Source organism: Vibrio sp. YT-19(2023), from assembly GCF_033337395.1.
On record NZ_JAWOQN010000008.1, the window covers coordinates 88789 to 103858 of the forward strand.

Below are 15070 nucleotides of genomic sequence, written 5' to 3' on the forward strand. Positions count from 1 at the left end.
ATCCCGCCCTACTCCAATGCAGTGCGTGGGTTTCTATAGCAACCCACTTCCTAGCAATTCGTAGGTTTTTCACGCCATCTTGCAAGGAGGCTCTATGCCTATCAATAAAATACGCAATATCGCTTTTGTCGGCCAAACCGGGACCGGTAAAACCACGCTGATAGAAAAACTGCTCTTCACCTGTGATGCCACGCACCATTTAGGCAGCGTAGAAAAAGGCGATACCGTTACCGACTTCGATCCTCAATCCATCCAATATCAACACAGTATTGAAGCAACGCCAGTCGCACTGCGCTGGAATAAACACCGGCTCAATATCATCGACACTCCGGGACAAAACGAGTTACTTGGCCGTACTATCAGCGTTTTTCCTGCCGTTGAAACATCCGCCCTTGTCATCGACCCTCAAACACCGCTTAACCAAACTTCCGATCGCTTATTCACCTTTGCAAAAGAGCAGCAAAAATGCCAGATGATCATCATCAATAAGCTCGATAACCACGGTAATCAGTTAGAGAGATTGATGGAGAACATCGTTGAGCATTTTGGTGACCACTGCTTGCCGATCAACTTACCTTCGACTGACGGGGAATCTGTAGTTGACTGCTATTTCGAACCAGAATTGGGACGAGAAACCTTACTTGCAACGGTAGATGAAGCTCATGAGACCTTGATTGACCAAGTTATCGAAGTCGATGAAGAACTAATGGAACTGTATCTGGAACAAGGCTCCGAACTCACCGCAGAGCAACTGCATGATCCGTTTGAAGAAGCACTGAGAACTGGACATGTGATTCCTGTCTGTTTTGTCTCAGCACAAACCGGTACGGGCGTCGAGCTGCTGCTACGCACCTTGGCGGAGATCATGCCCATGCCAAACGAGGGTAACCCTCCTCAACTGGAAAAGAACGGCAAAAAAATCAAAGTAAATTGCGAAACCTTAGAGCACACCGTCGCACACGTGTACAAAGTCAGCGTCGACCCATATATGGGAAAACTTGCCTACTTACGTGTGTATCAGGGTGAAATCAATGCGGGCAGCCAGCTTTATATTGGCGAAAGCAACAAGGCATTTAAAGTTGGGCACTTATATCAACTGCAGGGCAAAGATAGAACCGAGATCCCTCGCGCGCTTGCAGGCGACTTCTGCGTTTTAGCCAAAGTGGATGATCTCGAATTCGATTCAATCGTTCATGACTCTCACGAAGAAGATGGAGTTCAACTCAAAACGTTGGACCTTCCTGACTCCATGTATTCTTTGTGCTTGAAGCCTCTTAAGCGTGGAGATGAGCAAAAATTAGGAGATGTGCTGAATAAAATTGCCAGTGAAGATCCTTCGCTGCGCATCGAACATCGCGCTCGCACCAACGAAACCATCATCAGCGGCCAAGGGGAGTTTCACCTCAAAGTCGCATTAGAAAAGATGGCGAACGTGTACAAACTGGACGTCGAAACCTGCCAACCAAGCGTCGAATACTTTGAAACCATCACCAAACCTGCCGAAGGGCATTATCGACACAAAAAACAAAGTGGCGGTGCAGGCCAATTTGGTGAAGTGCAATTGAAGGTTCGTCCACTCGAACGTGGTGCCGGATTTAAGTTCATCAACAAAGTGGTGGGTGGCGCCATTCCAACCGCGCTCATTCCTGCTGTTGAAAAAGGTATTTTGCAAGCGTTAGAGGAAGGCGCGATTTCTGGCAACCCAATTAAGGATGTGGAAGTCACCGTTTATGACGGTAAATATCACTCCGTCGATTCGAAAGAAATATCGTTTGTCATCGCAGGTAAGAAAGCCTTTTTAGATGCGATTAACAACGCAGATCCTATTGTGCTAGAACCCATTGTCCAGATGGAACTGCACATCCCAACCGCGAATGTTGGCGATGTTTCTGGTGATTTATCTGGAAACCGAGGCTTAATCGAAGGCTCCGAGCCAATAGACAGCAGCTTCACTTTACTCAGAGCCAAGTCACCAGTAAATGAGCTGCAAGATTACGCTCGTCGATTGCGCTCCATCACGGGTGGTGAAGGCAGTTTTAGTATGACTTTAAGCCATTACGAGCCCGCGCCACCAGCAGTGCAAAAACAGGTCTGCCAAGGCAGTGCACAACAAGGTTAATTCCCTAAGATTCAAATCAATCACATAAACAAAAAAGCGCCCTCATTTTGAGGGCGCTTTTAGGTAAAAGAAAAATTATTTATCGAGAGACAAACCTATCTGACTGATTTTGCTTTCAAACTCTTCGATGCTGTTCGCTTTGTAAGTCGGAGCACCGTTAAAGTAGCGCGGTTTCTCTGGCAGCATCGCATTTTTCAGCTCTTGTTCTTGATCGATATTGTCATGGTAAACCGTTACACGATTTGGAATATCCTGCTTCATTACAGCCATTTTGGTTCTCCTTTATTAAGACGAATAGTAAGCGTAGAACGAATTTATCGGAGTACAGGCGAGACTGTGTAAAATTTAGACACTCACAGCAAAATCATATTTAAACGGTTGCATTTAATATTTTTGAGGCACTTTGTCGTGGCTATTGGCAAACGTGAGTGCAGCGATTAAGGTGAGATTTCTCTACATGAAGACAGGAAGTCCGGTGTCGCAACAAGAACTCAACCAAATGGGCAGTGCCAAAGTTTTTCTCATCGAAAAAGATGGCGTCCAAGTAATAGAAAAACGTAACCCTACTCAAATAGAAGTGGCGTTTTATCAACGCTATGCCGAGCAGTTTAAGGCGCTTGGAATACACGTACCGCGCTTGATTCAACTCGACGACCAGAAAAACGTTCTGCACATTGAATACGTTCCCCACGCAGTCGAGCAAGCATTCTTACTTGAAGATGATCGAGTCATTGAACAACTCGTCAAACTGCACCGACTTCCACCAACATCAGATGGTGTTTATCACCGCCACCAGTGGACACCACAAGCGACTCAACAAGCACTCACTACACTTAAACTGGGCTCAGAGACAGAACAGTTCTTCCACCAGCTACAACAACGATCGGCGCACCTTTTTGATAGGCAGAACTTGATCTCCGGAGACACCAATGCAGGAAACTGGGGACAGCGCGAAAATGGCGAGCTGGTGCTGTTCGACTGGGAGCGCTTTTCTACAGGGCATGTCGCGATAGATTTAGCACCGCTCATCGAGGGCATGGGCACATTTGATGATTACTTGAACGTAGCAGACAAATATATAAAGTGCGCAGAGAAAGGTGAAACAACAGAATTGGCGCGCGATATCGGACTAGCAAAAGCGTGGATCGTTGTCGAGGTAGTCAACATACTGGTCTCCAGAGAGAATCCGCAGACCAGCAAGTATTTGGACTGGTTTCGGCAAACCTTGCCGCAATGGGCCAAAAGCCTTAGCGCTCAGGTGATGAGTTAGGCTCTGAGATTTGATATAAACGCCTTTCAGGTTCTGCGCATGAGGTTTCGCAGTTGCATACTTTATCAACACCGACGTTGTTTAAACCGCCGCAACTTCCTTGAATACGCTTGTTATGAAAAATGACGCCAAGTGACATCAACAAAATGATTGCGAGAAAACCAAGAAAGGTAAATAACCAAACCATATTAACCTGCCTTATTAGCCATCGACTCTAGCTTAAGTATAGCAGGGCTAGATGTTGCTTTGAGTAGCGCTTTAGGTCTTGCCAACAAGGAGGGTTTTGATTTTTGGCCACCACAACCACAGGAGCCGCAGCCGCCTTTTTCTTTGTGAACACTTTTCTTATGATTGTTTGATGGACGTCCTTGAGAGGGCTCAATCAAAGGCTCTCTTGGAACCGCAAGCACATCTTCCAAGGAACTACGAGTAGACAGCCTAAATACTGGCGTGCCACTGCTAAGTAGCTTTGCCAATACACGTTCACCGATATTTCGCACAAGAACAGCATCCACATTGTACCCTTTTAGAGACTGAATCAACTGAGACTTCGCATTACAACCCGCTTGTGGCATAGAAGCTATGTTCGCTAAGTTTTTTAGCATACCGTCAGTATCAGAATAAATAGCAATGTATGGTGCTTTTACAAAGTGGTTTGCCACCCGCTCACCATCATTAGGAATAGCATAAATCATAAGTTTGACTCCTCATTCGGAAAAACTAATGCATGACCTTCAACTAAACTTTTTGCGACTTTCAACCTTGCACTTTTTACTGTGTTACCAAAAGTTTGTCTAGAAACGCCCATCTGCTCCGCAGCTTGCTGCTGGCTAAGCCCCTCTAAGTCGGCTAAACGTAGCGCTTCTAACTCTTCTGGTAATATGGCGACTTGCTCCAACTGATTAAATGGAATGCCATTGGGCTTAAAGCAATGGTGAGCCGCACGTCCGCATATTCGTCTTTCTATCTTTGGTCTTGCCATCATTGTCCCTCAAAAACACAGAGTCAAATTACGCCTTAAACTGGCATATGCCAATAACATTTTTAGCATATGCCAATAAACTAAGTTTGCAAAAATCAACACGACAAATACGTAATACATCAGCATTAATTAGACATCTAATAATTTAGGAATTTTGATGACAAACGAACAAAAAGATCAATTCTAATTAACCGGATAATAAAAACGTTAGTTTGCGCAGATTTTTCATACAAATACACGCTAATGTGTTCATTTTATTGAAGAAGAAAAACTATAATCCAAGCAAATCATTAGTTTGAACACTAATGATTGTTTTATTTAAAGGATGTATACCTAAGGAACGAAAAAGAGAAGTTTGACGACATTGGCCTGAGCTTAAAGGGTAATACTTTCGATACAGAACCTGTCGAACGACCATTACTTGGCCTAGATGCCCTACTCTTCTTGCCAAATTAAGTTTCTTGAAAGCGCTTAGGTATATCAGAAAAAGGAAGTACATATGTCTGACTCAAATTGGCTCAGCGAATTCCCGGAAATGGATGCCTCTGATCTCAGGGCGATTCGCAAAACACTCGACGGCGCCTACAGAGATTTCTCTCGCGAGTATGGTGAACTCATTGAGTCTCTGTTTGATCCGCTCCTGGCGTTTCTTGTCTGGTTTGAAAAGCTTCTGATTTCTACACCTTGGTTCATTATTTTAGGTGTCTGCACCACTCTCGTTTATGCCGCTAGCCGCTCTTGGAAACTGGCCGCTGCATGTTTTGGTTCGCTGATTCTGATTGGCTATTTTGGAATGTGGGAAGACACTATGCGCACGCTCAGTATCATCACTGTATGTACTATGCTTGCCATCGCAATTGGTATCCCTATCGGCATTGCTATGGCGCGCTCTAATCGCATTCAGTCGGTGGTAACACCATTACTCGACGTCATGCAGACCATGCCAGCATTTGTGTATCTCATTCCAGTTGTGATGTTATTGGGCATCGGGAAAATTCCTGGCCTTATCGCAGTAGTGATCTACGCGATTCCACCGGTTATTCGTTTAACCAATTTGGGCATTCGTCTAGTTGATAAAGAAGTATTGGAAGCCGCAACCGCATTTGGTGCCAGCACTCGGCAACGGCTTTTTGGAGTTCAGCTTCCGCTTGCAATGCCAACCATCATGGCGGGAATTAACCAAACGATCATGATGGCACTGTCAATGGTGGTCATCGCATCAATGATTGGGGTAAAAGGTTTAGGTCAGCCTGTTCTAAAGTCTATTACCAATCAATATTTCACTCTTGGTCTTCTCAATGGTTTAGCAATTGTCGCCCTAGCAATCCTTTTTGATCGTGCTTCACAAGCGTATGCGAAACGCACTCAAGCTCATTTAAGAGATTCAAAACATGACTAGTCCACTTATCGAAATCAGCGGTCTTTATAAAATCTTCGGTACCAGACCCAATAGCGTGATTGAGCGCGTTAAGTCGGGACATAGTAAAGAGCAGGTTTTAGCGGAAACGGGCCACACGGTCGGACTAAAAGACATCAACCTGCAAATTCAAAAGGGTGAAATTTTTGTCATTATGGGATTATCCGGTTCTGGAAAATCCACCATGATTCGCCACTTCAATAGATTAATCGATCCAACCATGGGGCAGATCTTGGTAGAAGGGGTGGATGTCATGCAACTTTCTAACAAAGAACTTGAACAGTTTCGCCGTCACAAGATGTCTATGGTGTTCCAACGCTTTGGCTTGCTGCCTCATCGCACTGTTATCGACAACATCGCATATGGTTTGGAAGTTCAGGGAATGAGTAAAGAGGAGCGCTTAGAAAAAGCAAATGAATGGTTAGAAACCGTTGGACTGACGGGTTATGAGCACCAGTATCCTGCTCAACTATCGGGTGGACAGCAACAGCGTGTGGGCCTTGCACGGGCACTGGCTACCGACGCCGAAATACTGTTGATGGACGAGGCTTTCTCAGCATTGGACCCTCTGATTCGGAGCGAAATGCAAGATCAGTTGGTAGAGCTGCAACAGAAGTTGCACAAAACCATTATTTTCATTACTCATGATTTAGATGAAGCGCTTCGACTTGGCGATCGCATCGCGATTCTTAAAGACGGTGAACTTGTCCAACAAGGTTCACCAGACGAAATTTTACTGCATCCTGCCGATGAGTACGTTGAAGCCTTTGTAAAAGACGTCAATAGAGCGCGAGCACTGACGGTCGAAACGCTGATGCAGCCACCTTCGTACTGTGTTCGCGCTGAAACCATTGAAGATGCGCTGAGTGAAATGAAACGTGTTAAACGTGATTATGCCTACCATGAGACCAATGCAGGCTATCAAGGCGTGATAACACAGCAAGGATTGCTAAACGCAGCGAAGTTAACTCACCTATCAGATTGGCGTGATGATATCTATGAAGAGGTGCCTATCATCTCTCCACATTTAGCCATTGAGCAAGTGCTGACTGAAGTCATGTCGTGTGAACATTCACTGCCCGTCATCGATGAGCACGGCCATTTGAAAGGCGAATTAAATCGTCAGGTTATTGCGGAGCTGTTTTCTGATCAACGAAGCACAAAACGAGGCACTTCACACTCAAGCTTCAATAACGTTTCTTAGATGATGTTGATAATACAGCTCACAACAATGTGAGCTGTTATCAATTAACTCGCTCACAATCCCCTTTTAGATATTTGTCTGTGGGCTCAAGCTTGATACCCAAAGCAACATTTACATTGTTCTGATTTTCCTGACAATTTCATGCTCATATCCGGTTTTATTGACATAGTTAGATCATTCTATTGCTTTTTGATGACGCAAATCCTCGATAAATGTCTACTATTACTCTCATACAAAATCTTGATTTAAAGAGGGATAAAATGAAAAAGACAATGTTGGCACTAACAGGCGCGGTAATCATTCTTGCAGGCTGTCAAGATGAGAAACCTGCCGAAACAAGCGCAGTTGAAGTACCTCAGGCAACGGAAACTGAAGTCACCACCAGTGCAGACGTTACGACTGAGACAATTGACACGTTACCAGTAGAAGAAGAACAGGTAATTACTGAAGAGACATTTGTAGACTCTGAACACAACGCACAAAGTGCTCTGGACTGGAACGGCACCTACAAAGGAACACTACCTTGCGCGGATTGTGCTGGTATCGATATGACCATCACACTAAATCAAGATGGCACTTACGTACTTGAAGAAAGCTACCAAGACAAAGAAGACGGTCAATCAAAATCTGAAGGTCAATTCACTTGGGACGCAAATGGCAGCATCGTAACGTTGACAAATGAAGATGCACCAAACCAATACTTTGTTGGTGAAAACGTACTTATGAAGCTAGACATGAATGGCGAAAAAGTAACGGGTGACCTAGCACCACTATACAACTTAACGAAACAGTAAGAAGCTAGTATCAATACCTGATAAATACCCAAAATCCGAGCCACCCCAGCTCGGATTTTTTCGCTGTTTTAACGAAAGCTATTCCAGCAACCTTTCTATTCTGAAGCAACATTCTGCTTCTTACCCTGATTGTTCATTACATTTCCATACGCTTTGCCGATAGATGCTTACAACGTCATTTTGTACAGTGTTCAAAACAAAACAGAACAACTCGGAAAAATGATGAAAAAAACATTAATTGCACTACTTACTCTGACAGCTGCTGGCTCAGCTTTCGCTGGCGATACTTACATTCGTAACGGTAACATCTACAACAACGAAGGCGGTTGGAACGTAGAAGCTGGTGTGGCTCAAGGCAGCGATCTTTTCAAAGATCAAAAGCATAATACAGCACCAATTCTCAACGGTGGTTACCATGGTGACGACTTTAATGCCGACCTAAGTGGCATTAACTACCGCTTCTTCGGTAACACCAATGAGTTAATCAACATGAGTGCCTACCTTGTAGGTAGCGGTGTAATGCGCGACGGTGATACAGCGAAAAGCCTGAAAGGCACAGATAAACGCCGTTTCGCCGTCGATCTAGGTTTAAACGCAGACTTTACACTGGATCAAAACAACGTCATTTCTACATACCTTCAGCACGATATCAGCGGTGCTTACAAAGGTTACTTAGCGGGCGCGACTTACTTCCACATAATGAAATTCGGTAGTGTTGATTTTGTTCCTTTTGCTAACCTAACTTATCAAAGTGAAGACTACGTAGATTACTACTTTGGTGTAAAACAACGCGAAGCAAACGCAAACCGCAAAGCATACAAAGGTGATTCAACGGTAAGCTATGGTGTGGGCTACAAACTTGTTATGCCAATCAACGACAACTGGCAAGTAAGCCAAATGACACAATACACGCGCCTAGGCAGCGGTATCAGCGACTCTTCTATCGTTGATAGTGCAAACCAATGGGTTGTTGGCGCAAGTGTGTCGTACAACTTCTAATCCGACACGCCCTTATAAAGCCATCATTTCGATGGCTTTATGCGTTGGACATTTGCATCATCTTGCACACAGACGTTAGTGTGAATGAGCAATCCATAACCTATGTAAGTCGCTATAGCCTGTATTCTTCACCTGCACACCTCGCACTTGCTGTGTTTTTGTCACTTCTTCGTAGCCAACAAACAAAGGCAAATATAGGTACTGATCGCGCAGCGCTTTCTCTAGGTTTAATAAAGACTGCAGCGAGTGATCATCAGCCATCGCCCTGCGAACCTTTTCTCTGTGGCTTAACATCTGGCTTTGATCAAAACTAAAACGCAGTCCAGTTGCTATCGACAGCCATTCGAAGATGCCATATTCAAATGGTGCTTCCATGACTTCCTCAATGAAGAGCAAATCTGCTTGGTGAGACACTACCTCAGGAAAACTAATGTCATCAATAACGACGATCTCCAACTCCAATCCCGTCGCACGAATCACACTGTGCAACCATTCGGAATGACGAATTAAACTCGGTATCGTCCAGACAGGTTCAGCTAATACCACTTTACCTTTCAGTTTAGGTATCACACCACCATCTGTTATTGATAAATCTTGCTCATGAGTCTCTAACTGAATGCTGTCAACGGCACTTGGCGCATCATAAATTCGCTTTTGCACATGGATGTAATCAGCGAGTTGATACCAAGTTTCTTTTGTGAGTTGGGATTCCACGCGTTCGCGGTAGGTCAGATATGAAAATGCGCTAATTTTTTCCACTTCAACGTGATCGGAGCTTTGGTTAAAGCTCAACATATTTAAGGTTTTAACATCACCATGAGACAGCGTTATTTGATCTAACAATGCGCGTGCTGAAAAATACTCTTTGTGCGCTTCAAGAGTCATACTCTCCTGGTTCCAGCCGCTGATTTTAAATGGCCCAGTCCCTATGTGGTAGGAATAACTAGAACCGAAAGAGACGACATCTCGACACAGAATAGACGCATGAGGAGTTGCTAGCATGTATGGAAACAACTTGTTCGGATGCTTCAATATAATTTTTAAGCAGTTAGATGTTTCTGCAACCACACTATCAATGCATTGCCAGAGCTCGTGAACTGGTCCTTTTATCTCCCTGAGTCTTTCTATACTCCAAACCACATCCTGTATGTTAAGGGGCTCGCCATCATGGCGATATATGCCTGGCCGCAACCATAACGTCATTACCTTGCCTTCCATTTTCCATTCGTGTGCTAACGATGGCTCGATACCACCATTGGAATTTTGGGTCAGCAATACGTCATAAACGCTTTTCGCGACGTGTAATTCAGTGTGACGGTAAGTATTCGCAGGGTCGATTTTGGATACCCAAGGGTAAGAAGAAATCAAAATAGCGTTATTTGATTCATTCAATCGATTCACTTTTTCAGAAGCGATGGTTAGTGCTCTAACCGCGGTTTGACCGAACCAATCAATAAGTTTCGTTATTGAGTTCATTCTTCCTCTGCCAAGCTCCTCAACCAAAAACTCGGTCATCGCTTGTTGGAGGGAAATATTAATACTGAGACGGCTAGCGTTACTTCGGCCAATCGCAGGTTGCCAATCGACCCAATCGTAAGTGGCAAGCTTTTTCATCACAATAGAAACATTGCGCCTCGACGTGCAAATCACCGCTTCTAGCTCAGAAAGCGTAACAAGGTGATACTGGTGAGGTTCAAAGTGCTTTAACAGTAGATCCAGATACCTAAGATTGACATCGTTCACAAAGATTCCTAAGAGTTATTCCAAAGCAAAAAAATAGCACAGGACGCTTAGCAACTAAACTTCCTGTGCTATATCTAAACAAATTCAAAGCTTGGACTCAGCTCGACCAACAGAAGTCAAAAACGTTTACTAAGCCAAGAGGTAACTTGAATAAGTATTCTTAGAAACGGTAGCTCATACCTACAGAGAATACATTGATGTCTGCATCAACCGTTACTTTTTCATTGCCAAATTTCGCAATGTCTAGCTCAGGCATCATGTATTCCCATTCAACTTGTAGAGCAAAGTTTTCAGTAATAGCGAACTCTGCGCCTAAACCGTACATGCCTGTTACAGTGCTGTCAGAAATGGTGGTATGGCCTGCGCTACCGTCAATCACAGAGTTGCTAATTTTGAATTCAGCATTGAAGTAAGAAAGACCAGCTTTAGCAAAAAGGTTGAAACGATCGCCAATCGGTAGAGTCGCTTTTGGCTGAATCGATAGATACTTCATATCACCAACAGTAACAACTTTGCCGTCTAAAGCATCGTAGCCACCAATGGCCGCTTCTAGAGAAATGTATTCGTTGAATTTGTAACCACCGAATACTTTGCCTGAAAGGCTTGAGTCATCTTCAAGTTTAAGTTTAGTGCTAGCGTTAGTACCACCACCATTGATAGAGCCATTAACATCACCAAACGATGCTTGACCTACAGATGCACCAACGTAAGGAGCTGCGTTTGCAACAGAACATGTTGCTAGAAGGGCTGTCATTAGCCATGTTTTTTTAAACATTGTATTTCACTGCCTGTTAATTATTGAGGTTGTGTTTTGCCCATCCTTAAGCATGCCATGCTATCCATTTCACTTGGTTTCAAAACCAAGTGGATGTTAATGAATAAAAACTCAATAAAACATGAAATATTTAGACACAACTTTGCCACTTTCTTTCTTAATTTTGACAATTTAGTCATTTCACAAGCATTGCTGCTTCAACCAGTTAGTGAGCTTGATGATTTCCGCTTGCTTGGCTCGACTCTTTTTATGAATAAAATAAAAGCTGTCTCCGGTTTCCAATCCATGAGAAGGGATGTACACCAAATCGTGCGCTTTATCTCTTTCATTGAGCATAAAATCATTCGCAAATGCGATGCCTTGGTCATAACGCGCCGCCTCTATTGCCAACAACATATGACTAAAATGTTGAACATCGACATCTTTCGGCAAGGTGTAACCGCCCGCTCTGCACCACTCAGCCCAGTCTTTTCCTCTCTCACGATAAATTGAGTCTGTCGACAAAATAGGGTATCGCCAAAGCGCTTCTGGAATCGGTTGATCTTGCAACTCTTTCCAAATTTTATGGCTGCAGACCGGATACAGCGTCTCCGCGTATAACTTTACCGACATGTAGTTTCGCTTTGGCTTTTCTACCGTGATAAAACAATCGCCAACGCTGTCTGTCTGTTCAGGATCACCAACGACCATATTGAGTGTCAGATCGATTTCTGGATGTAAGCGCTTAAAATCAGACAAACGCGGAATAAGCCACTTTACGGCAAGCGAGCTATAAATCGCCAACCGTATGCTGCCTTTGTCCCCTTCTCGCACCTTTTGGCTGGCCATCGCAATTGAGCTAATTGCTGGGCTAATATCCTCTAAATAGCGAGTGCCCGTATCGGACAAAGAGAGCTTTCTGCCTTGACGGATAAATAATGATTCACCCAAATAATCTTCTAATAATCGTATCTGGTGACTAACGGCACTTTGTGTCACATTGAGTTCTTCAGCAGCAAGCGAAAAGCTAGAGTTTCTGGCAACAGATTCAAAACAGTGAACCGCTCTGAGTGGTGGCAATTTCATTATCTAAAAATCTCATACTTAAACTAATAAATATCACTTCACTTCATCCTATGACATCACCTACTCTTTGGCAAAGAAAGAGGAGAGGAAAAAGTGAAAGTTACATCGGTCGGAGCAGCGATGCTGCTATTAATTGTTGGAAATCTCATTGCGGTGCTTTCGGACTCTTTAATTAAAAGTGTCGGAAATGAAGTGCCTATTTTTCAATTTGTCTTTTTCCGACAAATTTCAGCGGTGCTTTTCCTGCTGCCAGTCTACCTGCTAACAAAAAATGCGCCTTTTCTTGAAGGGTTTAAGTGGCATGCTGTTCGCGCTCACGTATGGTTACTTGGTGCAATATTCATGGTTTTGGCGATCTCATCTTTACCGCTCGCAACTGCGAACGCGATCTTTTACGCCGCGCCATTGATCATGTTGCCGCTTGCAGCAATCTTTTTTGGAGAACAGTTGTCTAAGCAATCGGTCGCCGCAGCGATAATGGGCTTTGCCGGTGTATTGGTCATCATTCGTCCAGACCAAATCGATTGGGCAGCGATTTCAGCTTTAGTTGTTGCAATTACTTTAGCAATCAATAACTTGCTCATTCGAAAACTGCCAAAAAATCAGTCTGTGATGCAAACATTATTGATGACAAACTTGGCAGGTATTCCAGTAGCCTTCTTGCTTGTTCTGATCGAAGCAGAACCTTGGGACTGGAGTGCTTTCCCTGTTGCTGCTGGCTCAAGTTTGTTCATCATGATTTATGCAGCAACATGTGTCATCGCTTACCGCTCGATCGATAGCAACAAAATTGCTAGCGCTGAATACAGTGGCTTAATTGGTGCCGTGTTTGTGGGATTGATTTGGTTTGGAGAAGTGCCAGATATATTTATGGCAATAGGAACCATTATGATTGTTGTGCCTCTGGTTTGGCTTTCTAAACGAGAACGTCGCAAGAAAAAGTTGCAAGAGCAACAAGAAGCGCACGTTACTTAAAGTTGTGCTCTAGCCCAAAGACTAAAAAACCGAGCCGTAAGTGCTCGGTTTTTTTATGTGGCTCTAATCGGTTTTTACGTAAGCGACTACGTGAGATAAAAACTGCCTTGCAAAGCGATCATTAAACCGGATGCGATATTCATGCTCGGCTTCCGACACTAGACGCCAGCCTTCAGCAAAGTATTCTTTGATATCATCAACCGCCTCTTCTTTATTTTTGATGTGTTTCGCGTTCCACTGATAAGTGCAAGAGACAACGATCAGCCCACCCACCTTGGTGGTTTTTTTTAGAGCATTGATCACGCTAAGTGGCGACTCACATTGATCAATCACATTTAAACATACGACTAAATCAAAGCGAGATTGGAGAGTATCGAGCTCAAAAGGCTGGTTAATTAGCGTCAAATCAACATGAGCACATTTATGTACGATATCTCTATTCTCTACCTCTAAAGTGTTTAAGGTGTTCACATCGTGAAGGTAAGTAAGCTCGACGCGTTGTTCTTCTATTAATAGTTGCTTCAAGCCATCCATTAACCTTTTTGAAGGCTCCACAAGCGTCGCTTCTTTAAGGTTAGGTAAGCGTTGCACTAACTCATAATAATTTCTTCCCAGCGCCGCCCCAACCTCAAGTAGGGAATACGGCTGAACGCTGCTTTCGATTACCGCCTGCGCAATAAAATCAGCAACTTGGGAGCAGTGAGATGATGACAAAAAAGAAAGTGGGACTTGTTTTGAGCGACTGGTTATCATCTCAATCTGTTGATCCTCAATGAACTTGTCGAACCATTGCGCTTCGAAATAACCAGCCAAACCGTGCTCGGTCAGGTAAAAATCTTCCATGTTTTTTCCGTTCGTACTTTAAGAAAAGTGATTGTATCGAACGCGGAAATTAACGGGTATTTCTGGCCGCACATTCCAATGGGAAAACAGATGAAAACGCCGCTTATGTGAAAAAGCCCTTTCATCTCAAAGATAAAAGGGCTTGTTAATCGCTTCGGTTAAGTCGCTAACTATTGTGGTAGAACAACGTTACCATCTTGAATTGGGAACGTTTTTGTCGCTGGCTTGCTCGCCAAACGAACCGTCGTTGGTGCACCTGAAACTTCGTAAGTGACGTCGTAACCCACTACTTTATCAGATGTCGTATATTCTGTATGACACTGTTTTTTCGTCGTTGTTACTACATCACCTTTTTGCACATTCTCCTGGATCTTACGACCTGTCAGTGCACCAGCAATCGTACCAGCTGCAGTTGCAATCACTTTGCCTGAGCCACCACCGATTTGGTTGCCCAGCGCTGCTCCAGCTGCTGCGCCACCAACCGTACCAATAATTTTATTGTCATCCGAAGGGGCAACTTGCTCGGTTACTACCACGTCTTTACATACTTGGTGCGGCTTTTTCACCGTTTCAGTCACCGCTTCAACCAAAGTAATGTTTGCTTGAGTTGGAGCTGGTGGCGTTTTGTCTTTACAGCCTGCTAGTACAGCAACAACTGCCGTTGCAATTGCGATAGATTTCATATTCATGATTTACATCCCAGTATGGTTTGCTTTGATGAGCGTTATGGTAAATCGCAAAAGGGAAATCACATCAGACGAAAACAAACCCTCTGTCATTAACAAGTAAAGAAACACTGTTTTATAAAAGATACGTCAAGAAACACTCAGCAGCGTGTCAACAGAGCTAAAACTGTATCACTACTGATTATGATTGGGCTGGAC

At 43.8% G+C, this 15070-nt stretch carries 16 protein-coding genes; 7 read left to right on the forward strand and 9 right to left on the reverse strand.

From position 1 onward, the window contains the following. Positions 1-94: 94 nt before the first annotated feature. Positions 95-2119 (forward strand): elongation factor G, encoded by a 2025-nt coding sequence (fusA, locus tag R7E78_RS07970; RefSeq protein ID WP_318057811.1) that lies wholly within the window; start codon positions 95-97, stop codon positions 2117-2119. Between the two features lie 75 nt (positions 2120-2194). Here the strand turns inward: fusA and R7E78_RS07975 are convergent, their stop codons facing one another. Further along, on the reverse strand, positions 2195-2389 hold the full coding sequence (locus R7E78_RS07975; RefSeq protein WP_005373920.1) for a hypothetical protein: 195 nt from the start codon (positions 2387-2389) through the stop codon (positions 2195-2197). A 187-nt stretch (positions 2390-2576) separates the two neighbouring features. Here R7E78_RS07975 and R7E78_RS07980 point away from each other — a divergent pair, with 187 nt between their 5' ends. Continuing rightward, positions 2577-3389, forward strand: a complete 813-nt coding sequence (locus tag R7E78_RS07980) for an aminoglycoside phosphotransferase family protein (protein WP_318057812.1) — start codon at positions 2577-2579, stop codon at positions 3387-3389. Here R7E78_RS07980 and nqrM read toward each other — a convergent pair. The 3 genes from nqrM to R7E78_RS07995 are packed head-to-tail and all read right to left on the reverse strand — an operon-like array spanning position 3367 to position 4371. After that, positions 3367-3576: a (Na+)-NQR maturation NqrM gene (nqrM, locus tag R7E78_RS07985; RefSeq protein WP_017635136.1), complete on the reverse strand. Its 210-nt coding sequence runs from the start codon at positions 3574-3576 to the stop codon at positions 3367-3369. The two genes, R7E78_RS07980 and nqrM, sit on opposite strands and share 23 nt — an antisense overlap. A 1-nt stretch (position 3577) precedes the next feature. Then, positions 3578-4084, reverse strand: coding sequence for a NifB/NifX family molybdenum-iron cluster-binding protein (locus R7E78_RS07990; RefSeq protein WP_053349334.1), 507 nt, complete (start codon positions 4082-4084; stop codon positions 3578-3580). Then, the gene (locus R7E78_RS07995; RefSeq protein WP_005373924.1) at positions 4081-4371 is read right to left on the reverse strand and encodes a DUF134 domain-containing protein; all 291 of its coding nucleotides are present in this window, start codon (positions 4369-4371) and stop codon (positions 4081-4083) included. Before R7E78_RS07995 ends, R7E78_RS07990 begins: the two co-directional genes overlap by 4 nt. 499 nt (positions 4372-4870) lie before the next feature. On the opposite strand from R7E78_RS07995, the gene R7E78_RS08000 reads away from it, so the two are divergent. From R7E78_RS08000 to ompV, 4 genes are all read left to right on the forward strand, one after another. Further along, complete coding sequence (locus R7E78_RS08000; RefSeq protein ID WP_053349335.1) at positions 4871-5770, forward strand: ABC transporter permease; 900 nt, start codon at positions 4871-4873, stop codon at positions 5768-5770. After that, the gene (locus tag R7E78_RS08005; protein ID WP_318057813.1) at positions 5763-6992 is read left to right on the forward strand and encodes a glycine betaine/L-proline ABC transporter ATP-binding protein; all 1230 of its coding nucleotides are present in this window, start codon (positions 5763-5765) and stop codon (positions 6990-6992) included. The genes R7E78_RS08000 and R7E78_RS08005 overlap by 8 nt, the downstream gene beginning before the upstream one ends. A 260-nt stretch (positions 6993-7252) precedes the next feature. Then, positions 7253-7786 carry a copper resistance protein NlpE gene (locus R7E78_RS08010; RefSeq protein WP_005373930.1) on the forward strand — a complete coding sequence of 178 codons (534 nt, stop codon included), beginning with the start codon at positions 7253-7255 and terminating at the stop codon, positions 7784-7786. A gap of 222 nt (positions 7787-8008) precedes the next feature. Then, on the forward strand, positions 8009-8785 hold the full coding sequence (gene ompV / locus R7E78_RS08015) for an outer membrane protein OmpV (RefSeq protein WP_017635134.1): 777 nt from the start codon (positions 8009-8011) through the stop codon (positions 8783-8785). Between the two features lie 75 nt (positions 8786-8860). Here the strand turns inward: ompV and R7E78_RS08020 are convergent, their stop codons facing one another. The 3 genes from R7E78_RS08020 to R7E78_RS08030 all read right to left on the reverse strand — a co-directional run bounded on the left by R7E78_RS08020 (position 8861) and on the right by R7E78_RS08030 (position 12368). Continuing rightward, positions 8861-10528, reverse strand: coding sequence for an ABC transporter substrate-binding protein (locus R7E78_RS08020; RefSeq protein ID WP_130546440.1), 1668 nt, complete (start codon positions 10526-10528; stop codon positions 8861-8863). A gap of 160 nt (positions 10529-10688) precedes the next feature. After that, a complete protein-coding gene (locus R7E78_RS08025) occupies positions 10689-11303 on the reverse strand; it encodes an outer membrane beta-barrel protein (protein ID WP_005373936.1) in 615 nt (204 codons plus the stop codon). A 180-nt stretch (positions 11304-11483) separates the two neighbouring features. Then, positions 11484-12368: a LysR family transcriptional regulator gene (locus tag R7E78_RS08030; protein ID WP_005387224.1), complete on the reverse strand. Its 885-nt coding sequence runs from the start codon at positions 12366-12368 to the stop codon at positions 11484-11486. 93 nt (positions 12369-12461) lie between these two features. On the opposite strand from R7E78_RS08030, the gene R7E78_RS08035 reads away from it, so the two are divergent. Continuing rightward, positions 12462-13343 (forward strand): DMT family transporter, encoded by an 882-nt coding sequence (locus tag R7E78_RS08035; RefSeq protein ID WP_005373940.1) that lies wholly within the window; start codon positions 12462-12464, stop codon positions 13341-13343. A gap of 63 nt (positions 13344-13406) precedes the next feature. On the opposite strand, the gene R7E78_RS08040 is transcribed toward R7E78_RS08035, so the two are convergent. Then, a complete protein-coding gene (locus tag R7E78_RS08040; protein ID WP_318057814.1) occupies positions 13407-14186 on the reverse strand; it encodes a class I SAM-dependent methyltransferase in 780 nt (259 codons plus the stop codon). Between the two features lie 170 nt (positions 14187-14356). Next, complete coding sequence (locus tag R7E78_RS08045) at positions 14357-14875, reverse strand: glycine zipper 2TM domain-containing protein (RefSeq protein ID WP_213911845.1); 519 nt, start codon at positions 14873-14875, stop codon at positions 14357-14359. Positions 14876-15070: the final 195 nt, after the last annotated feature.